Consider the following 19,170-nt stretch of genomic DNA (forward strand, 5'->3'; position numbering starts at 1 on the left):
TAGCACTTGCCTACTCATGTCTTCTCTCGTTCAAAGAGGTCTTCAAATTTCTAAAAACCTCATTTTCAGCGCCTTTCTTCAGCGCGCCGGCAAGCTCCTAGGCAAGCCTTTTCGCGTAGCCGTTGTGCTGCGGGAAGTGGCCGCCAAGCTCGACGATAAAAATAGCAACAAAGGTGCTATCCAGCAGCTCGTCGACATGGGCCGTACGCTGGTAGCGTTGGTTAGTGCTTACATCACGGGCTCTTACCGTCAGATTGACACCAGCACCATCATTGCTGGCCTAGCCGTGCTGTTGTACTTCCTGTCGCCGCTAGATTTGGTACCCGATTTCATTCCGGTAGTGGGTTTGCTAGATGATGTCGCGCTGATCAGCTGGTTTATCAGCAAGTTTGCCGAGGAAATTGCGCGTTTCCGGCAGTGGGAAGCTAGCTCAGCCGCGTCGGCATCTGGCACGGCCCCAGCTCCCGCTAGGTCCGACCGCAGCTTGCCGGCCGTTGCCGAGCTTGGCCATTCATAAGGTTTTCGCGTCTTGCTTTATATAAAAAGCCCTGGCAGCAGCTGCCAGGGCTTTTTATTGGTCTTTACCTAGAGTTGTATTGTTCCTTATTCCCAAGTGTTACTATTTGCCCGCATGCTGCTTTTTCCCCAACGTTTTTTTCCTCGCTGCCTCGCTGGTTTGCTGCTAGTAGGTGCTTCTTTCACTGCCTTAGCGCAATTACCTTCCGCACCGTCGGTCCCGAGCGCGACGCTGTTGCGGCCCGCAGCTGTCTTCGATGGGCAAGTGCTACACGCTGGGTGGGTGGTGCTGGTTAGTGGCAGCAAAATCACGGCCGTAGGCCCCGCGGCGCAGGTGGCAGCCCCCGCGGGCACTCGCATCCTCGACCTAGCCAACCAAACCTTACTGCCCGGCTTGATCGAAGGACACTCCCACCTGCTGCTGCACCCCTACAACGAAACCACCTGGAACGATCAAGTACTTACTGAGTCGCAGGCCCTGCGGGTGGCCCGCGCCACGGTGCACGCCCAACGGACGCTGCTGGCCGGCTTCACCACTGCCCGCGACCTCGGTACCGAAGGCGCCGGCTATGCCGACGTGGGCCTGAAGCAAGCCATCGACCAAGGAATCGTACCGGGCCCGCGCCTGCTCATTGCCACCCGCGCTTTGGTAGCCACGGGCAGCTATGGCCCCAAGTTTTCGCCCGACGTGGTGCTGCCGCAGGGCGCCCAGGAGGCGGATGGTGCCGAAGGCGTGGCACGTGCCACGCGGGAGCAGATGGGCAAGGGCGCTGATGTGGTGAAGGTTTACGCTGATTACCGCTGGGGCAAGGGGGAGCCCTCGCATCCCACCTTTTCGCAGGAAGAGCTAACGGTGATCGTGCAAACCGCCAAAGCCGCTGGCCGTCCGGTTGTGGCCCACGCCTCTACGCCCGAGGGCATGCGGCGTGCTATTCTGGCCGGCGTCGAAACCATCGAGCACGGCGACAATGGCACGCCCGAAATCTTCAAGCTCATGAAGCAGCACCACGTGGCGCTCTGCCCCACCGTAGCGGCCGGCGACGCTATTTTGCAATACCAAGGTTGGCGCAAAGGTCAAGCGCCCGAGCCCGCCCGCGTGCAGGAAAAACGAGCGAGCGTAGAAGCGGCCCGCAAAGCCGGCGTCACGTTCGCAATGGGCGGCGACGTGGGCGTGTTCCCCCACGGCGACAATGCCCGCGAAATGGAGCTACTCGTTCGTGAGTACGGCTTCACGCCGTTGGAAGTGCTCCAACAAGCCACCAGTGGCAACGCGACCGTATTTCACCTAGCCGACCGCGGCCATGTTGCCCCCGGCCTACTCGCCGACCTCATCGCCGTGCAAGGCGACCCTACCCAGGAGGTCAGCTCCCTGCGGCAGGTGCAGCTCGTGATGAAAGGCGGTGTGGTCTATAAGGGAGCAACTGAGAAACTGAGCCGCTGAGTATGACGTTTAATGGAGATACCCAGCGGCTCAGCGGCTCGTCTATGGCCGCTCGACACCTAGCTTCTTCAATGCCTCCGCGTACTTATCGTAGATGATGCGCAGGTCTTCGTTGTGCTTGTCCGCATCCACCCCGATGCTGACGTTGTTGGTGTGGAAACGATGCAAATGGCTGATGTGGGGCGCTAGCACTGGCAAGTGCCCGGCGAGGAGGAAGCGCACGTACAGGTCTAGGTCCTCGGCCATTTCAATTTCTTCGTCGTAGCCGCCTACTTCATCGAATAGGGCCCGACTATAGCACACGTTACCCTGGATAAAGTGCTCGGCTTTGAAGATAGCGTGGAGCATCTCGGTGGGCGTCTCGAACTTCCAGGCGTAGTAGTCTTCGTTGGGCAGATAGCGGCGGTCCTCATCCATGCGCAAGAAATCGGCAACAAACCACGGTTGCGCGGGGTGTTGCTCGATGAGGGCGCCGTAGTGGAACAAGGTGCGCTGGAGCATAATGTCGTCGTCGTCGAGGGGCACGATCCACGTATCAACGGGCGCTTCTTGCACGAGCCGGTTGCGGGCCGGGCCCGCGAGCACGCGCTCCGCGTGGGTCCAGTAGCGCAAAGGCGGGCCATCTTGCCCTAGGTTCTTGAGCCACTCGGCCGATCCATCAGTGGAGCCATTTTCGTAGATCAAATGTTCGTAAGAAAAGTCGAGGGGGGCGCTTACGGTCGCACGGACGCTGGCAACTGCTTCGGGCAGATACTGCCGCCGGTTGTGGCTAGGAGTGATGATAGAAAAATGCATACCCGCCTATTCTGGTTTTTCGGCTAAAAAGTTGCCTTCCTACCCACACGACCTAACTTTCTCTACCAGCCCGTCGTTAGGGCTGCTAGTTCCTCTCCCATCTATGGCACGATTTCATGTCTCCCTTCACCTACCTGATGTTTTCGATGATGCCTTCATGGAACTCATTCCGCGTCATCGCGCCTTCATCAATCACCTGATTGCCGAAAACGTCGTGGAAACGTACGCCATCAGCGCCGACCGCTCGCGGGGATGGATTACCATGAACGGCGAGGATGCCGCCGAAGTCCGGGCTGTGGTTGAGCAGTTCCCGCTTTACGACTTCCTCAGCAACATCGAGATTGACGAGCTATTTCTTTTTGATAGTGTCGCGACGCGTCTTCCCCGTATTAGTCTTAATTAGTAAACTAGCAACGCGGTGAGCTACGGCCCTCTTTGCCCTGTTTCATCCATTCCCTAGTTCCCCAGCACGCTTTCCCGCATGACTCGTTTTTTCCGGTTTTCGGTTCTTGTGGTAGCCACCTGGACTGTAATGGCTGCCGTTTCGCCGGCCCACCCCGATAAAGTTACTACCGAACAAGTTGTTGCCCGCCTGGCGGCCGCTATTGAGAACCTCAAAACCTTGCGCTGTACGATTAAGGCGCAGGAACGCATTGGCACTGCCTACCAGCCCAATCAAACCACGCTGAAGCTAGCCTATAATCCGCAACGCGTGTACATGCGCAACAAGAAAGGCATTGAGGTACTCTGGGTGACGGGGCAAAATGATGGCGACGCCTGGGTTTACCCGAACAGCTTTCCGTACGTCACGCTCAGCCTCGACCCCAATGGTACGCTCATGCGGCGCAACCAGCACCATAGCGTGCTCGATGCGGGCTACGGCGTGGTGGCTGATATTATTCATGGCTCGCCGCTGCGCCAAGACCACAGCTTCGAGCGCAGCTTTCGCTACACCGGCGACACCACCGTGCAGAATCGTCCCTGCTACTTGCTGGAGTCGAATTATACGCCGTTCCGCTACGTGTCCTATAAGGCGGTAAAAGGCGACACGCCCGCTCGCGTGGCCGACCGGTTTGGATGCGGTGAATTTCGCGTGCTTGAACGCAACGGTCTCACACCTGGCCAGGCCATTACGGAGGGTAAAACGCTGCAAGTTCCGAATGCCTATGGCCGCCACACAGTGCTTTGCATCGATCAGAAGCTGCTACTGCCGCTCCTCGTGTACGTGGCCGATGATAAGGGCTTGTTTGAGAAGTATGAGTTTTCCGACGTAGTTGCCAACCAGACCATCGCGCCCGAGGAATTCACTAAAGACTACAAAGGCTATAAGCTGTAATCCTAGACCACGGATTCGGGCGGATTTATCGGATTTATCGGATTTTGTGGCCGATTCGCTTTCGTTCTTTTCTAGCTAATGCCAAAAGAAAAGCCTTCCCACTGCTGGGAAGGCTTTTCTTTTTATCGATCAGAACCTAGGTCGATGATCGGCCACAAAAGCGGTAGAAGTAATCGAAGAACCTAGGATTTAAAAGTATCGCGTTGGAGGGACCGATCCGCTAGATGGTAGTGAAAGTGCCGGCTACAAAATCCGATAAATCCGATAAATCCGCCCGAATCCGTGGTTCAGCGACGCATGGTTTTCTCGATTTCATCCCACATCGGACCCGGAATCACCTCGAGCTTGTTGAACTCACCGGCGCCGTTTAGCCATTCACCCCCGTCGATCGTCACTACTTCACCATTCATGTACGCCGAAAAATCGGATACGAGGTAGGCGGCTAGGTTTGCTAGCTCCTGGTGCTCGCCCACGCGCTTCAGCGGCACACTAGCCGCTGGATCGAGCTTCTGAGCCAACGGTTCGGGGAACAACCGGCTCCAGGCTCCTTCCGTCGGGAAAGGGCCGGGCGCAATGGCGTTGGAACGAATGCCGTATTTGGCCCATTCCACGGCCAAGGAGCGTGTTAGCGCGAGCACGCCCGCTTTGGCCGCCGCCGAAGGCACCACGTAGGCGGAGCCCACCGAGGCGTAGGTAGTCACGATGTTCAGGATGGTGCCGGGCTTTTTGTCGGCTATCCACCGCTTGCCAAAAGCGAGAGTGCAGTTGTAGCTTCCCTTCAGCACAATATCAACGATTACATCGAATGCCTTGTGGCTCAGGCGCTCAGTAGGCGAGATGAAGTTGCCGGCGGCGTTATTAAGCAGCACATCAACGCCCCCAAATTCGGTGATGGTGCGCTGAAGCAGGTTCTCTACTTCGTCGTACTTGCGCACATCGCACGGCACGGCTAGCACCCGGCCCCCGGTTTGCTGACGCAGCTCCTCGGCGGTTTTTTCCAGCACGTCCAGCTTGCGGCTGCTGATGGCAACGTTGGCCCCTAGTTGCAGAAAGTACGTGGTCATGGCGCGACCTAGGCCCGTGCCTCCGCCCGTCACGACGATGGTTTTGCCTTGAAGCGCGTTGTCGCGGAGCATGGGTTGAGAATAAGCGGGCATATGGGTGGGCGTTGTGTGGGTGAAAATAAATCGAATGACCTAGGTCGGACCTAGGTTCAGCAGAGCACCTTAATTTGGGCTTGATGGAGCCACTGTTGCCGGCAATTTCTAAAAAACCATTAACATGCAGCCGGCATGACGGACTCTCTCCCAACATATTCCTCTCTCCCAACGGTAGCCGTGCTCGGCTGCGGCTGGCTTGGCTTGCCTCTGGCAAAGACACTTGTAGCGCAGGGTTACGCCGTGGTGGGCTCCACGACCACACCCAGCCAACTCCTTGCCTTGCGCGACGCTGGCATTATGCCGTTTTTGCTGCGCCTAGCTCCCACCCTCACCGCTACCGACGCCGACACGCTCCAGGCAATGCTCACCGGCGTCGAGGTGCTTATTTTAAACGTGCCCCCGCGCCGTTCCGCCACCAGCCCCGACTACGCAGCCCTTTTGCAGCCGGTGTGCGATGCCGCCGAAGCGTGCGGCGTGTCGATGGTACTGTTTGTCAGCTCCACTGGCGTTTACCCTGATGAGCCCCGCCCCATGCAGGAGCAGGATGCGCTGGCTTCGGCCGAAGCTAGCTCTTCGCTGCTGCGGGCGGAAGCCCTGTTTACGTCGTCCCTCAAGCCCTGGCAAACCACAGTTGTGCGGCTTGGTGGGTTGTTTGGGCCCGGCCGATTGCCGGGCCGCTTTTTGGCCGGCAAGCAAGACGTAGCGCAGCCAAATGCGCCCGTCAACCTGATTCACCTCACCGACTGCATTGGGGTGCTTACCAGCATTATCCGCCAGCAAGTGTGGGGCTACACGTTCAACGCCTGCGCGGCGCAACACCCTAGCCGCCAAGAGTTTTATATCCTCGCCGCCCAGCAACTGCAAGTAGCGCCGCCAGCATTTCGAGCTGCCGACACCACCAGCGGCAAGCGCATTGATAGCCAGCTGCTGCGGGAGAAAGTAGCGTACCAGTTCCAGCACGACGATTTACTAGCTGCGCTTTAAAAAAAGCTTGCCTTGGTCCTATGTAAGCTGCTGCACAAGCATTTGGCTAGTAGTGCAAGCTAGGAACGCAACGTTGTTCCGGCTATTCAATCCGTAACTATCAGTTGGGCACTCACGCACCCGACCCCTATACTAGGAGCGAGAGACCTAGGTTATTAGGTCCGCGCGAACGAGAAGCGGCCGCAGTGTGTTCCTACTGCTCCTCCGTACCTTTACCGCGTGAATCCACTTACTTCCACCGTAGCCGTGCTGGGCGGCGGCGCAGCGGGCTTTTTTGGTGCCATTAGCTGCGCCCAAGCCAATCCGCACCTCACGGTTTATCTCCTCGAAAAAACGGGCAAGTTGCTGAGCAAGGTGCGCGTTTCGGGCGGCGGCCGCTGCAACGTAACCCACGCCTGCGACTCGCCCACCCAGCTAGCGCAGCACTATCCGCGCGGCAGCAAACCACTTAAAGAAGCCTTCCGTCAGTTTGCGGCGACCGACACTGTGCGCTGGTTTGCCGATCGTGGCGTAGCACTCAAGACCGAGCCCGACGGGCGCATGTTTCCCACTACTGACTCCAGTGAAACCATTGCCCAATGCTTACTGGAGGCTGCCCGGCAAGCAGGCGTTAAGATTCTGACCAACACCGCCGCCGAAAAAATCGAGCCGTTGGCACCGGGTGGATTCCGCCTCCTGCTGACTGGTGCTCATGCCCAGGAAATGCACGTCGACCGGCTGCTAATTGCTACCGGCGGTGCGCCTAAGTCGGAGAATTATCAGTGGCTGCGCACCCTGGGTCATACCATTGCGGAGCCGGTGCCGTCATTGTTTACCTTCAACGTGCCGGAGTCGCCGCTGCGCGAGTTGCCGGGCGTGAGCGTGCCCAATGCCCGCGTGCGCGTGGCCGGCGAAAAGCTAGAGTACGAAGGCCCGGTGCTCGTCACGCACTGGGGCGTAAGCGGACCGGCAGTACTCAAGCTATCGGCCTGGGGCGCCCGCCGTTTGCACGACTTACATTACCAAAGCACGGCACTTGTGAGTTGGGTGCCAGCCCACACAGAAGAATCGTTGCGCCAGTGGCTGCACGAGTTTCGAGCCCAAAACGGCCGCAAGGTGGTAACAAGCAATCCACTTTTTGGCTTGCCCCAGCGGTTGTGGCGCACGCTTACCGAACAAGCTAGTATCGGCGCCGAGATACGCTGGAGTGAGCTGCCTGCCAAAGCGCAGAACAAGCTCATCGAAAGCCTTTTGCGTACAGCCTTACCTGTGCGCGGCAAAACTACCTTTAAGGAAGAATTTGTGACGTGCGGCGGCGTAGTCCTCGGCGAAGTAAATATGCAAACCATGGAAAGCCGGCGCGTGCCCGGCCTTTACTTTGCCGGCGAGGTGCTCGACATTGACGGCATCACCGGTGGTTTCAATTTCCAAGCCGCCTGGACAACCGGCTACCTAGCTGGCCGGGCCATGGCAAGAACTTTATAACTCCTAAGCCATAATATCTGTTGTAAGCTAGGCCTACTGTGCTAATGCGAGCTACCGAATATTATTGTTGGTTTTAACAGAGGCGCTACGCAGTGGTCTAAGTAAGCTGGTCAGTGATAAATGTTAATTGACGCCGCAACCCTAGGAGCAAATAGCTAGTAAACGGAAGCACAATTCTTTCCCTTAACACTAACTACTACCTCTCATGGACGCCAAAACCACACAGGCCGGCCTTAACGAATTGATCGAAACCCTGAAAGACGGCCAGAAAGGCTACGCCGAGGCAATGACTGACGTAGAAGATGCCGATCTGAAGGACATTTTTAAAAAATACGCTGCTCAGCGTGCTAGCTATATCACCGAGCTGGAAGACCAGATGTTCAAGCTGGACCTGAAGCCCGACGAAGAGTCTTCTATCACAGGTACGGTGCACCGCGCCTTCATTAACCTGAAAGGCCTAGTAACGGGCAAAGATCGTCATAGCATCCTCGCCGAGTGCGAGCGTGGCGAAGACTACGCCAAGAAAGCATACGAAACAGCGCAGAAAATCCAAGATCTTCCCGCTGACTTGAAAGCCGTTATTGAGAAGCAAGCCGCTGGCATCACACAAGGCCACGACGAAATCAAAGCCCTGCGCGATTCAAGCAAGTAATTGCTTAGACCTCCCACCAGGCTTCTGCATATAAACAAGAAGGCCCCTTCAGAATTGGAGGGGCCTTCTTGTTTATGAATCTATTTGTCACCTAGGTAGCTACTAAAGTTTAGGAAGACAAAGCCATAATCTTCTTCAATTAATGTCTTGCTTTTCTGCATATTACAATAGAAATAATTGTCCGTGTTATCAATCCTAGCTCCCTAAAAAATCATGAGTAAGATTCTGCTAGCCGCGTTCTTGTTATTCTTTTCCCAGCTACACAACGTTAGGGCAGCCGCGCCAAAAATTGGTGAAGCAGCTCCCCAACTAAAGCTGACAGGCCTGCTGCAAACAGCAGGAAAAATGGACCAAAGTATACAATCCCTGCAGGGGAAAGTGCTAGTTCTTGAGTTTTGGGCTACGTGGTGCGCGCCCTGCGTTGCAGCGATGCCCCACCTGAACAGCCTATCAGAAAAATATAAGAGCCGAGGGGTCCAGTTTATCTCGATCACCGATCAGGAGGCAACCAAGGCAAAGCTGTTTCTGAAGAAGCGAGCCATAACCGGCTGGGTAGGCCTCGATACCGATAGAACGATGTACAAAGCCTATGAAGTCACTACTATCCCGTTTACTGTCATAATTGGCGCCGACGGCTTGGTAGCAGGCTACTCGGAAGGCAGTAAGCTGTCGGAGGCAATGCTAGAGCAAGTACTAGCCGGCAAAAAGCTATCAGCGCCTTCCGTTTTATCGGATAAAGTCGCGGCTAGCCCTGCTAATCCTGAGGCGACAAAACCTATTTATGAGCTAAGCATACGTCCCTCAACCGGCAAAGAAACGCTTATCATAACAAGCACAACTTTTTATAAAACAACAGGTGCTTCTGCCTTGGATGTGCTGAAAGTTGCTTTTGACGCTACGCTGAAACCGATTGAAATCACTGCTCCGTTGCCAGAAGGAAGATTCGACGTTGTAGCAACCAACCCAACGAAAGATTCGCCCGAATGGGCATGGCGTGCACAGCTACAGCAGATGCTGCAAGATGTATGGGGAATTATGGTGCAGCCCGAAAACAAGGAAGTAGAGGTGTATGAGCTAACTGTATCGCCGGCGGCTGAGCAGCGCTTGAGAAAAGCGGATGCCAACGAAAGGGCTAGCCATCAAAGTTCAGAGGACAGAACTCTGGCAGGTAGCAATGTATCCGTAGATGTACTGGCTAAAACCTTGCAAGATGTGCTAGCCACACCTGTTGTGAATGCAACTAACCTCAGCGGCAATTATGACTACAACTTTGATTACGATAATAGCAAGCCGGAAGTATTATTGAAATCTGTAGAGCAGGAGATGGGGCTGAACCTCCGCAGGACAAAACGCCTAACTAACTTCATGGTGATACGTTCAAAAAGTGCAGCTGCTCTCTAATAAAACAGCCGAACAGCATCCTAGGTAATGGAATGCTTACGCGCTTTTATTCTCCGCTTTGCCTAACCCTAGCAATAAATAGATCTACTAACGTTGCTCAGACTAGCAAAAACGCCAACCTTCTGGTAGCTCAAAGATGCTGCTAACCCCTAGGTTAGCAATAATCCAACAACAAAAAAGGCGCTCTAAATAGAGCGCCTTTTTTGTTGTTGGGCTGAAATTTTTCAGAGCTTGTCGACCACAAAAGCCGTGGAATTCGAAAAATCCGCTGGAATCCGTGGTTCCGGCCTACTCGTCGAAGCTTTGATTGTCGCGGCGCGGGGCACGGAAGCCGCCTTCCCGCTCGCGGTTACCGCCACCGTAGCTACCACCGCTGCGGTTGCCGTAGCTGCTGCCACCACCATCGCGGTTGCCTTTGTAGCCACCACCGTAGCTGCTGCCACCGCGGCTACCACCGCCATAGCCACCCCGGTTACCACCTTCGCGGCTGCCGCCACCGTAGCCACCCCGGTTACCACCGAAGCCACCTTCACGGTTGCCGCCGAAGCTCCGGCGAGCAGGGCGATTTTCGTCGGCGCTGAAGCCACGTTCGCGGCTGCCACCTTCCTGTTGCGCATCGCCTTCCTGGCGGGGCGTCGCAATGTTGAACGCTACGGGACGGCCTGCAATCGTCGTGCGACCTAGCTTGCTCGTAATTTCTTCTACGAACTCGTTCGGTACTTCCACGAAGCTGAACTTATCGTAGAGGGCAATGTCGCCCACTTTGCTGCCCGTCAGCGAGGTATTCTCGGCGATGGTGTCCACAATATCGCGTGGATGCACGCGGTCCTTCTTGCCAATCGTGACGAAGAGACGGGTGAAGCCTGGGCGAGCGGCACCCCGCTCCCGACCAGCTTCCAAGCTTTTCTCGGCCTGCTTGTCTTCCTTCATCGTCATTTTGAGCAGTGCCGCCGCAACGTCGAGCGAAGTGATTTCTTCTTCCTGGTCGAGCAGACGCTGTACGCGGCCTACGTATTTCTCCAAGTTGCCCTTCTCGATCATTTCCTTGATCTGGCTCAGGAACAACGTGGTTTTCACCTCCGATACGTCCTCAAACGACGGGATACGCTCTTGCTTGATCGTCGCCTTGGTGAAGCGCATGATGTCGCGCAGCTTATAGATGTCGCGCCCCGAAACGAAGGTGAAGGCCTTGCCTAGCTTGCCAGCGCGACCCGTACGACCGATGCGGTGTACATAGTACTCTTCGTCGGCAGGCAGATCGTAGTTTACAACGGCTTCCACATTTTCCACGTCGATACCGCGGGCTGCCACGTCGGTAGCCACCAGGATTTCGAGTGTGCTCTTGCGGAATTTGTCGAGGGTGTTCTGGCGCTGAGCCTGGCCCATATCGCCGTGCAGACCATCGGCGAAGTAGCCACGGGCCTGTAGGTCAGTCACAATTTCATCAACCATGCGCTTGGTGTTGGCAAACACGATAGTCGACTTCAAATTGTACATATCAATGATACGCGACAACACCTCTTTTTTCATAGGGTTGCGCACCTCGTAGTACATCTGCTCGATGTTGGTAACGGTCATCTCCTGATGATTGACCTTTACCACCTGCGGGTTTTTCTGGTACTTCTTGGTAAGCTCCATGATGGGCTTACTCATGGTAGCCGAGAAAAATACCGTCTGGCGTTCTTCAGGCATTTTGGCCAGCACCGTTTCGATGTCGTCGCGGAAGCCCATGTCGAGCATTTCGTCGGCTTCGTCAAGGATGATTTTTGTCACCTTGTCGAGCTTCAGCGTGCCGCGCTCCAAGTGGTCCATCACGCGACCGGGCGTTCCGATTACGATCTGTACACCGCGCTCAAGCGCCTGAAACTGACGCTCGTAGCTGGAGCCACCATAGATTGGCACGACGGCCAAGCCACGCTTGTACTTACCTAGCTTTTGGATTTCGCCCGATACCTGCACGGCTAGTTCGCGCGTGGGGCACAAGATCAGTACCTGTACGGCGCGGCTGTCGAGGTCAAGGCCTTCGATAGCGGGAATGCCGAAGGCGGCGGTTTTACCGGTACCGGTTTGAGCCTGACCGATTACGTCGCGGCCTTCCATCAATACGGGAATAGCAGCAGTCTGGATAGGGGAAGCTTCCTCGTAGCCAAGGTCGCTGATAGCGCGCTGCATTTCCTCGGAGAGGTGCAGCTCTTCAAATTTTACTTTTTCCATGTCGGATTTAGGAATGGGAGAACAAAAGCTCTGAAAACAGCAGATTCAGCGACGTACTTCTCCCACTCTACAACGACGACAAGTGACGGAAGCAACAAACGGGAAACAGGAGGCCAATCGATGACGATTACAAATGACGGCAGCCTAGCGCTGCGCAGAACATGGCCGTTCTCAAATGCGGGTGCAAAGGTACAAAGAGTATTTTGTATTTGCTAATGAAGGCAAGAAGCTAAAAACATTATTAGGAAGCTAGAAAGCCGGTTTGGCCCTCCTGCCAGCCAGTCGCCCACTCAAGGAGTAAGCGGCTATCCAAAGCCCATCGTGCTGAGAGGTAGCGTCTCACACGGGTCGTTGCAGGGCTCACCAGAAACTGCTGTAGTAGGTTGTTATCAGGCTCTTTGGGCTAGCTACTTACCTACAATGTGGCCCTCTAAATCGTTCCACGCAGATATGGGTATAAACAAAAAAGACCTGCCGATTGGCAAGTCTTTTTTGCTTCACTTGAGAAGTGAGGCTTGAACTATACAAGCGACACTTTAACGGCGTTCAGGCCTTTCTTGCCTTGCGCAACGTCAAACTGCACCTTGTCATTCTCGCGGATTTCGTCCACTAAGTCACTTACGTGCACGAAGATGTCTTGGCCGGTTTGGTCGTTCTTGATGAAACCGAAACCCTTGGTTTCATTGAAAAATTTTACTGTTCCTGTCTGCATGATAGCGTTTATACGGATGTCATTTAAGCTAAGTGGTCACACGAAATAGTATCGGTAATGCTAAAGCGGGCTGAGACACATTCTCTTAAACTTAAGCAATGGTACGACTTATTATGTTAGGAGTTGTCGTGACCTAGCTAGCTTCTAGCTTGCCTACTCCTATTTACGGTTGAGCTTACGTACAAGAAACACGCTTTAGATGCTGTATTCGCAACAAAACACCCTCCGCAACTATTTACTTCTTGATGGAAAATAATTCTACGCCTGCCTTTCGCTTCTCCCGCACCTTCACCGTTACCGAGGCCGACATCGATGAGCTAGGCCACGCCAATAACGTGCAATACGTGCGCTGGGTGCAGGACACGGCCGGTGCCCACTGGCTTACGGCCTACCCGCTTGGCGAGCGGGAAGCCTATATCTGGGTGGTGCTAGAACACCGCGTCCGCTACCATCGACCTAGCTTTGCGGGTGAGGAATTGCGCGGCATCACTTGGATTGGCGAAATCCGCGGGGCGCAATGCCAGCGTTTTGTGCGCATCGAGCGGGTGTCGGATGGTGTGCTGCTGTGCGAGGCGGAAACGCAATGGGTACTACTGGACCCTAAGTCGCAACGGCCCAAGCGGATTGAGGAAGCAGTAGTAAAGCGGCTTTGGGGACCAGTGGGGTGAAAAAGTACAGTTTACCTAACTGCGCAGGTTGAAATCTATCATCTACAGATAACAGTAACCTACTTATAGAAAACATACTTGATTAATCGTTTCAAAATCTACCATTTACTTATACATAAATTTCCTATCGTATTTCATTAATTTTAAATTTTGATCCTGTTTCAAATACATAGCAAGCTTATCAATATTCATCCTTATTGTATCAAGCTCAAGTCTATACTCTTTGATGCGTTCAAAATTATTGTTCAATAAAACTTCTATACTTATCTTTTTAAATAGCTCTAATTGGGCGACAGTATGATAGTATATATCGTCATTAATCCAGAACCTCATCTGATTCAATTCGAATCCTATCGTTTTCCCGATCTCATCAGACTTCTTTTTGGCTTCATCAAACTCTTCTGCCGTTAAATACACTTTATTCTCTTCAAGTTTGCAGTAAAAATGGTTTGCTAATCTATTCACCCAGTGCTCATACTCAGAGAATAAGTCATAAAATTTTGAGATACGTTCAACGCGTTTTTTATTTATTTCATTTCTGAAAGCCTCATTACTTTTTATTTTCTCTATTGATTTTGTAACAATATATCCTGCTACTAGCAGAGCCATTGCTAGTACACCCTTATCAAAGAAGATCTTAGCTAGATCTATTACTATTTCAGCATTCATGTAGACTATTATTTTGCGTAGTAAGAGGCTTTTAGTTTAGTAGGCCTTGCAAAGAAGCACGTTGCTGCTTGAAAAGCGTTGCAGTAACCTACTTCACCAAACTGCATTGCCACTACTTCCACGTTACTTTTGTAGACTGCTATCTAAGTTTCATGTCCTCTACCTTCCGCATCTACTCTTCTTCCGCCGGCTCCGGCAAAACGTACCAGCTCACCAAGGAATACCTGAAGCTAGCTTTGGGTGCGGAAGATCCGGCGTATTTCAAAAGTATCCTAGCTATTACGTTCACCAACGATGCGGCCGGGGAGATGAAGGAGCGCATTATTGGAGCATTGCGCCGGTTTGCGTACCCAGAGGCCACACAAGTGCAGGACGACCCACTGCTATGCGACATTGCAGAGGAATTGGCCGAAGACGGCCTACTCCCACGCCACGCCCAAACGCCTGAAGAAAAACAACAAGAGCTGCGACGACGGGCGGCAGCTACGTTTCGGCTGGTACTCTACCACTACGCCGATTTTGCCGTCAGCACCATCGATTCGTTTGTGCAGCGTATCGTGCAGGCGTTCACGCGGGAGCTAGGTCTGCCGGCTACGTTCGAGGTAGAGCTCGATAGTGATACGGTGCTGCAAAACGCTGTGGCTCTGTTACTCGACAAAGTAAACCGCGACCCAAACAGTAAGCTCCTCTCCCGCTCTCTGGCCGATTATGCTCTGAGTAAAGCCGACGAAGGCCGCAGCTGGAATAACCTCGCCGATGAGCTGGTGCAGTTTGGGCGCTTCCTGCTCTCGGAGCCGGTGCACGAGGCGGTGGCCCAGCTTCAGAAGATGTCGTTGCAGGACTATCGCCGCTTGCACGAGACCCTAAAGAAGCGCAAAGAAGAGATAGAGCAGACGTTTCGGACCATAGCTGAACGGGCTCTAGGTGCTCTGGAGGCGGCTAACGTGACGGAAGCCGACCTCTACCAGGGAAAAAGCGGCATTATGGGCTACTTCACGAAGTGGGAGGAGCGCCTGCTGCCCGACAAGGATGCCAACAGCTACGTGCGCGCTACTATCGAACAGGACAAATGGTACAGCGGCAAGGTAAAAACAGCTGCCGACAAGCAGCGCGTAGATGCCGTGAAGCCTGACGTAACAGAAGCATACCTTGAGCTAGAGACCTTACGCACTACCCTTTTACCCGACTACCTGCTGGTGACGGGCATGCTGCCGTACCTCTTCCACGTATCGTTGCTGAGTGAGCTGAGCAAGTCGGTGGACCTGCTTAGCCGGGAACGGGGCGTGGTACTCATTGCCGAGTTCAACCGCCGCATCGCCCAGATTGTATTACGCGAGCCGGTGCCGTTTCTGTACGAGCGCATGGGCGAGCGGTACCGCCACCTGCTCATCGACGAGTTTCAGGATACGTCGGTGCTACAATGGAACAACCTGCTGCCGCTGGTCGAAAACGCCGTTTCTAACGGCGGCTTATCCCTAGCCGTGGGCGACGCCAAACAAGCCATTTACCGGTGGCGCGGCGGCGAGATGGAGCAAATTCTACGTCTCTATCAGAATGAAACGCAATATCTCTATGGCCGCGTGGCGGATGAAGAATTGCGGGAGTTGCTGGAAGGCCGCTACTTCACCCTAGATCAAGCGCTGGAGCCGGCCAACCTGAACGTAAACTACCGCTCGGCAGCGGAGATCATCGGGTTCAATAATGACTTCTTTGGACAGGTGAGTCAGTCGCACCCGCAGCTGCCGCTGGTGCAAGGGATTTTTGATGAAGACTTTAAGCAGGAAGTACCTAGCACCCTTCTTGCGGCTTCCACTCCCAAAAATGGAGCTTCCACCGGCCACGTTGAGCTGCTCTTTACTGAAGATGACGCCCCAGCCCTTCGCTACGACCCAACTCTTGGTGTATATACCGAAGATCCTCTTCCTGGGCTACCCCCTACGCACGTTCTCGACTACGACGAAAGCACGCTTTACCTCACGCTGCAACTCGTGGAGCAGGCCGTGCACAACGGTTTCCGGCTGCAAGATATTGCTGTGCTGTGCCGGCGCCGCGACAGTAGCCGGCGCGTGGCAAAGTTTCTAAAGGAGCGCGGCTACACCATTATTTCGGCCGATTCGCTGTCGTTGGAGTTTGCAGAGGTGGTCAACCTGCTGGTGGCCGTGTTTCGGGTGCTCAATCAGCCCGCCGATACCCTGGCCCGCGCCGAGGCCCTGCTGCTGGTAGATAAAGTTGTGCGCCGCGTGGCTCCTGCCCCCGACCGCGCCCGTCGCATTGCCGAGCTAGCGAACGATGCCCTGGCCCTTCCCTTCTTCGATGAACTACGCGCCCTTGGCTACGACGTGCAAGAGCGCGAAACCGGTAACTTAGGTCTGTACGAACTCACTGAGCGCCTCATTGGCACCTTCGGGCTGCTGGGTCGCAATGCGGAAAGCGAATACCTTTTTCGCTTCCTCGACCTAACCCTAGAGTACAGCCTGCGCTTCGGCAACAACCTCAACAACTTCCTCGCTTACTGGCAACAAAAGAAGAGCAACCTGAGCATCAACGCCCCTGCTGGCCGCGACGCTATTACCATCACGACCGTACACAAGGCCAAGGGCCTAGCTTACGGAGTAGTCATTGTGCCCTTTGCTGATTGGTCGCTGACGCCCTACCGCGGCACCTTGCTGTGGGGCCGTTTGGCCGACGCGGAGAAGCCGATAGCAGAAATGCCTGCCGTGGCCGTCGTCAACCAGACGCAGGCGCTTACCCGCACGCCCTTGGCGGACCAATACACGGAGGAGTTGGAAAAAACCTTCCTGGAAGGCCTCAACATGCTCTACGTGGCCTTCACGCGCCCGCGCCACCGCCTCTACGTGATCAGCCGACGACCGAAAGCGAGCAAAGTCACGAAAGAAATCGACGCCACAGCCGCCACGGAGCAAGCTAAGACGGTAGCGGAGCTGCTGCACCGTTACTTGTTGGCCACTGGCCAGTGGGACGATGAGCGCACGGCCTACATCTTAGCCGACGCCCGCAACAAAATTCCGGTTCTCAAAAGCCAGCAACAAGCCACCGGCAACTGGCAGCTTACCAACCTAGCTAGCACGCCCTGGGAAGAGCGCCTGCGCCTACGTCGCCACGCCAACACCCTCTTCGACTTTAGCGACCAACAAGCCCAGGGCGAATGGAACCGCAAGCTCCACTACGCCCTGCGCCGCACCATCCTAGCTATTGAGGTTGATCGGGTGGCGGCGCAGCTGGTGTCGGAGGGGTTAGTGAGTTCCCGCGAACGAGCGGAACTGGTTGAGAAGCTGCACCAAGTAGTCGAAAATCCACACATGGCGCACTACTTCAGCCAAGCCGTGGAGGCCGAAACCGAGCGGGAAATTCTGGTGGGCGGCACCCGTCGCCAGGACTATAAACCCGACCGCATCATGTTCGAGCCGAATGTGGGCGAAGCGCCCGGCCGCGTTACGCTGCTCGATTTTAAAATTCCGCCGCCTGAGCAGCAGCACCGGCGGCAGTTGCAGCAATACGCGAACTTGTTTCGGCAGCTAGGGTATACGGATGTGCAGTGCGTGCTATACTATTTTGGAACAGAGGAAGTGATTACGTTCTAGCCCGTTTGCGCTCGTATCCAAAAACAGAATCTGGTAGAGTTATCTCCCCATTTTGTTGAGCTGAGCTACCTAAGTGTCTCTACGCGCTCATAATCATTTGCTTCTATGGCAACTGGTTTTTGGTAGGAAGTCATCCGGTGGGGCCTTTGTAGTGGTATGAACGCACATAACATCTAATTATCTTAGCCACATACTAACTTATTTAGAAAAAATAATACATTTACCGCTGCCAACGTCTTTGTTCACGTCACTTAAAAACGGAGGACTATGTCTGATAAACGCCAGGCCGCGCTCGGCTTCATCTTCATCACGTTGTTGCTGGATGTCATTGGATTTGGCATCATCATTCCCGTCGTTCCGAAGCTCATTGGTCAGCTTACTGGGGAGGGCATGAGCGATGCCGCTAAGTACGGCGGCTGGTTGGGGTTTGCGTTTGCCAGCATGCAGTTTCTGTTTTCGCCGGTGCTCGGCAACCTGAGCGACCAGTACGGGCGGCGGCCGGTGCTGCTGTTTGCGCTTTTTGGCTTTGGGCTTGATTATCTGTTTGTCGCATTTGCGCCCACAGTGGCGTGGCTGTTCGTGGGACGCATTATTGCTGGCATCACGGGGGCTAGCTTCACGACGGCCTCGGCCTACATTGCAGACATCAGCACGCCGGAGAAACGGGCGCAGAACTTCGGGATGATTGGGGCGGCGTTTGGCCTAGGTTTCATCATTGGCCCTGTAATCGGTGGCTTGCTCGGGCAATTCGGGCCACGGGTCCCATTTCTGGCGGCGGCCGGGCTCACGCTCATTAACTGGCTCTATGGCTTCTTTATTCTGCCAGAATCGTTGCCGGTAGAGAACCGGCGCAAGTTCGATTGGAAGCGAGCCAACCCAGTGGGGTCTTTGCGGCAGTTGCAGCGCTACCCAGTTATCCTGGGTATGGTCGGTTCACTGGTGCTACTCTACATTGCGGCCCACGCGGTACAGAGCAATTGGTCGTATTTCGTGATGTACCGCTTTGGCTGGAGCGAGGCGTATGTGGGCTATTCGTTGGGTGTTATTGGTTTGCTCACGGCGTTGGTGCAAGGCGTGCTGATTCGTTACCTTAATCCCAAGCTAGGCAACAAACGCTCTGTGCTCATCGGGTTTGCTCTATACGGGTTTGGCTTTCTGCTTTTTGCCTTTGCTTCCGAAGGGTGGATGATGTTTGTTTTCCTGATTCCGTACTGCCTAGGTGGCATTGCGGGACCAGCGCTACAGGGTATCATGGCGGGGCAGGTGCCACCAAACGCGCAGGGCGAGTTGCAGGGCGCGCTGACAAGCTTGGTTAGCCTCACGTCCATCATTGGGCCGCCACTGATGACCAATATCTTTTCCTTCTTCACCGGCCCGAAAGCACCCGTACATTTTCCTGGTGCGGCTTTCCTGACGGGCGCCATCCTGATTCTCATCAGCGTGGGGCTAGCCATGCGGTCGTTGGCCACCTATACGCAGCCAGTGGTCGGCGTGCCCGCAGATGCGGCACTAGCAGAATAAGCTATTTTTAAGTAAGGTTAGATTGGTCTTAAACC

Annotated in this window: 16 protein-coding genes; 11 read left to right on the top strand and 5 right to left on the bottom strand. The window is 54.7% G+C overall.

Annotation, left to right across the window (positions count from 1 at the left end; genetic code table 11):
* Nucleotides 1-16: 16 nt before the first annotated feature.
* Both BXP70_RS20825 and BXP70_RS20830 read left to right on the top strand, forming a co-directional pair.
* Nucleotides 17-517 carry a YkvA family protein gene (locus BXP70_RS20825; RefSeq protein WP_086596053.1) on the top strand — a complete coding sequence of 167 codons (501 nt, stop codon included), beginning with the start codon at nucleotides 17-19 and terminating at the stop codon, nucleotides 515-517.
* 114 nt (nucleotides 518-631) lie between these two features.
* Nucleotides 632-1,957: a metal-dependent hydrolase family protein gene (locus BXP70_RS20830; protein WP_086596054.1), complete on the top strand. Its 1,326-nt coding sequence runs from the start codon at nucleotides 632-634 to the stop codon at nucleotides 1,955-1,957.
* Between the two features lie 42 nt (nucleotides 1,958-1,999).
* Here the strand turns inward: BXP70_RS20830 and BXP70_RS20835 are convergent, their stop codons facing one another.
* A complete protein-coding gene (locus tag BXP70_RS20835; protein ID WP_086596055.1) occupies nucleotides 2,000-2,752 on the bottom strand; it encodes a glycosyltransferase family 2 protein in 753 nt (250 codons plus the stop codon).
* 103 nt (nucleotides 2,753-2,855) lie between these two features.
* On the opposite strand from BXP70_RS20835, the gene BXP70_RS20840 reads away from it, so the two are divergent.
* Both BXP70_RS20840 and BXP70_RS20845 read left to right on the top strand, forming a co-directional pair.
* Nucleotides 2,856-3,155, top strand: coding sequence for a hypothetical protein (locus BXP70_RS20840; RefSeq protein ID WP_086596056.1), 300 nt, complete (start codon nucleotides 2,856-2,858; stop codon nucleotides 3,153-3,155).
* 78 nt (nucleotides 3,156-3,233) lie between these two features.
* The gene (locus BXP70_RS20845; RefSeq protein WP_086596057.1) at nucleotides 3,234-4,088 is read left to right on the top strand and encodes a LysM peptidoglycan-binding domain-containing protein; all 855 of its coding nucleotides are present in this window, start codon (nucleotides 3,234-3,236) and stop codon (nucleotides 4,086-4,088) included.
* Between the two features lie 287 nt (nucleotides 4,089-4,375).
* On the opposite strand, the gene BXP70_RS20850 is transcribed toward BXP70_RS20845, so the two are convergent.
* Entirely contained in the window at nucleotides 4,376-5,245 is an 870-nt protein-coding gene (locus BXP70_RS20850; RefSeq protein WP_086596058.1) for an SDR family oxidoreductase, read from the bottom strand.
* A gap of 135 nt (nucleotides 5,246-5,380) precedes the next feature.
* Here BXP70_RS20850 and BXP70_RS20855 point away from each other — a divergent pair, with 135 nt between their 5' ends.
* The 4 genes from BXP70_RS20855 to BXP70_RS20870 all read left to right on the top strand — a co-directional run bounded on the left by BXP70_RS20855 (nucleotide 5,381) and on the right by BXP70_RS20870 (nucleotide 9,749).
* Nucleotides 5,381-6,232 carry an NAD(P)H-binding protein gene (locus BXP70_RS20855; RefSeq protein ID WP_086596059.1) on the top strand — a complete coding sequence of 284 codons (852 nt, stop codon included), beginning with the start codon at nucleotides 5,381-5,383 and terminating at the stop codon, nucleotides 6,230-6,232.
* Between the two features lie 219 nt (nucleotides 6,233-6,451).
* Nucleotides 6,452-7,696: a BaiN/RdsA family NAD(P)/FAD-dependent oxidoreductase gene (locus BXP70_RS20860; protein WP_245849703.1), complete on the top strand. Its 1,245-nt coding sequence runs from the start codon at nucleotides 6,452-6,454 to the stop codon at nucleotides 7,694-7,696.
* 205 nt (nucleotides 7,697-7,901) lie between these two features.
* On the top strand, nucleotides 7,902-8,348 hold the full coding sequence (locus tag BXP70_RS20865; protein WP_086596060.1) for a PA2169 family four-helix-bundle protein: 447 nt from the start codon (nucleotides 7,902-7,904) through the stop codon (nucleotides 8,346-8,348).
* A gap of 213 nt (nucleotides 8,349-8,561) precedes the next feature.
* Nucleotides 8,562-9,749, top strand: a complete 1,188-nt coding sequence (locus BXP70_RS20870) for a TIGR03435 family protein (RefSeq protein ID WP_086596061.1) — start codon at nucleotides 8,562-8,564, stop codon at nucleotides 9,747-9,749.
* 288 nt (nucleotides 9,750-10,037) lie between these two features.
* Here BXP70_RS20870 and BXP70_RS20875 read toward each other — a convergent pair whose 3' ends face one another.
* Together BXP70_RS20875 and BXP70_RS20880 are read right to left on the bottom strand one after the other, a co-directional pair.
* A complete protein-coding gene (locus BXP70_RS20875) occupies nucleotides 10,038-11,963 on the bottom strand; it encodes a DEAD/DEAH box helicase (RefSeq protein WP_086596062.1) in 1,926 nt (641 codons plus the stop codon).
* Nucleotides 11,964-12,483: 520 nt separating this feature from the next.
* Nucleotides 12,484-12,675, bottom strand: coding sequence for a cold-shock protein (locus BXP70_RS20880; RefSeq protein ID WP_086596063.1), 192 nt, complete (start codon nucleotides 12,673-12,675; stop codon nucleotides 12,484-12,486).
* A 245-nt stretch (nucleotides 12,676-12,920) separates the two neighbouring features.
* On the opposite strand from BXP70_RS20880, the gene BXP70_RS20885 reads away from it, so the two are divergent.
* Nucleotides 12,921-13,343, top strand: coding sequence for an acyl-CoA thioesterase (locus BXP70_RS20885; protein WP_086596064.1), 423 nt, complete (start codon nucleotides 12,921-12,923; stop codon nucleotides 13,341-13,343).
* 105 nt (nucleotides 13,344-13,448) lie between these two features.
* On the opposite strand, the gene BXP70_RS20890 is transcribed toward BXP70_RS20885, so the two are convergent.
* Entirely contained in the window at nucleotides 13,449-14,012 is a 564-nt protein-coding gene (locus BXP70_RS20890; RefSeq protein WP_086596065.1) for a hypothetical protein, read from the bottom strand.
* Nucleotides 14,013-14,164: 152 nt separating this feature from the next.
* Between BXP70_RS20890 and BXP70_RS20895 the strand changes: the two genes are divergently transcribed.
* Both BXP70_RS20895 and BXP70_RS20900 read left to right on the top strand, forming a co-directional pair.
* Nucleotides 14,165-17,614 carry a UvrD-helicase domain-containing protein gene (locus BXP70_RS20895; RefSeq protein ID WP_143436604.1) on the top strand — a complete coding sequence of 1,150 codons (3,450 nt, stop codon included), beginning with the start codon at nucleotides 14,165-14,167 and terminating at the stop codon, nucleotides 17,612-17,614.
* 267 nt (nucleotides 17,615-17,881) lie between these two features.
* Complete coding sequence (locus BXP70_RS20900; protein ID WP_086596067.1) at nucleotides 17,882-19,135, top strand: TCR/Tet family MFS transporter; 1,254 nt, start codon at nucleotides 17,882-17,884, stop codon at nucleotides 19,133-19,135.
* Nucleotides 19,136-19,170: the final 35 nt, after the last annotated feature.

Source organism: Hymenobacter crusticola (genome assembly GCF_002154225.1).
GTDB classification, from domain to species: Bacteria; Bacteroidota; Bacteroidia; order Cytophagales; family Hymenobacteraceae; genus Hymenobacter; species Hymenobacter crusticola.

Bases quoted from the DNA above. Each gene is read 5' to 3' on its own strand.
- BXP70_RS20880 (WP_086596063.1), bottom strand. From the start codon at position 12,675: ATGCAGACAGGAACAGTAAAATTTTTCAATGAAACCAAGGGTTTCGGT.
- BXP70_RS20835 (WP_086596055.1), bottom strand. From the start codon at position 2,752: ATGCATTTTTCTATCATCACTCCTAGCCACAACCGGCGGCAGTATCTG.
- BXP70_RS20855 (WP_086596059.1), top strand. From the start codon at position 5,381: ATGACGGACTCTCTCCCAACATATTCCTCTCTCCCAACGGTAGCCGTG.
- BXP70_RS20890 (WP_086596065.1), bottom strand. From the start codon at position 14,012: ATGAATGCTGAAATAGTAATAGATCTAGCTAAGATCTTCTTTGATAAG.
- BXP70_RS20845 (WP_086596057.1), top strand. From the start codon at position 3,234: ATGACTCGTTTTTTCCGGTTTTCGGTTCTTGTGGTAGCCACCTGGACT.
- BXP70_RS20885 (WP_086596064.1), top strand. From the start codon at position 12,921: ATGGAAAATAATTCTACGCCTGCCTTTCGCTTCTCCCGCACCTTCACC.
- BXP70_RS20850 (WP_086596058.1), bottom strand. From the start codon at position 5,245: ATGCCCGCTTATTCTCAACCCATGCTCCGCGACAACGCGCTTCAAGGC.
- BXP70_RS20875 (WP_086596062.1), bottom strand. From the start codon at position 11,963: ATGGAAAAAGTAAAATTTGAAGAGCTGCACCTCTCCGAGGAAATGCAG.
- BXP70_RS20870 (WP_086596061.1), top strand. From the start codon at position 8,562: ATGAGTAAGATTCTGCTAGCCGCGTTCTTGTTATTCTTTTCCCAGCTA.
- BXP70_RS20865 (WP_086596060.1), top strand. From the start codon at position 7,902: ATGGACGCCAAAACCACACAGGCCGGCCTTAACGAATTGATCGAAACC.
- BXP70_RS20825 (WP_086596053.1), top strand. From the start codon at position 17: ATGTCTTCTCTCGTTCAAAGAGGTCTTCAAATTTCTAAAAACCTCATT.
- BXP70_RS20840 (WP_086596056.1), top strand. From the start codon at position 2,856: ATGGCACGATTTCATGTCTCCCTTCACCTACCTGATGTTTTCGATGAT.
- BXP70_RS20830 (WP_086596054.1), top strand. From the start codon at position 632: ATGCTGCTTTTTCCCCAACGTTTTTTTCCTCGCTGCCTCGCTGGTTTG.
- BXP70_RS20900 (WP_086596067.1), top strand. From the start codon at position 17,882: ATGTCTGATAAACGCCAGGCCGCGCTCGGCTTCATCTTCATCACGTTG.
- BXP70_RS20895 (WP_143436604.1), top strand. From the start codon at position 14,165: ATGTCCTCTACCTTCCGCATCTACTCTTCTTCCGCCGGCTCCGGCAAA.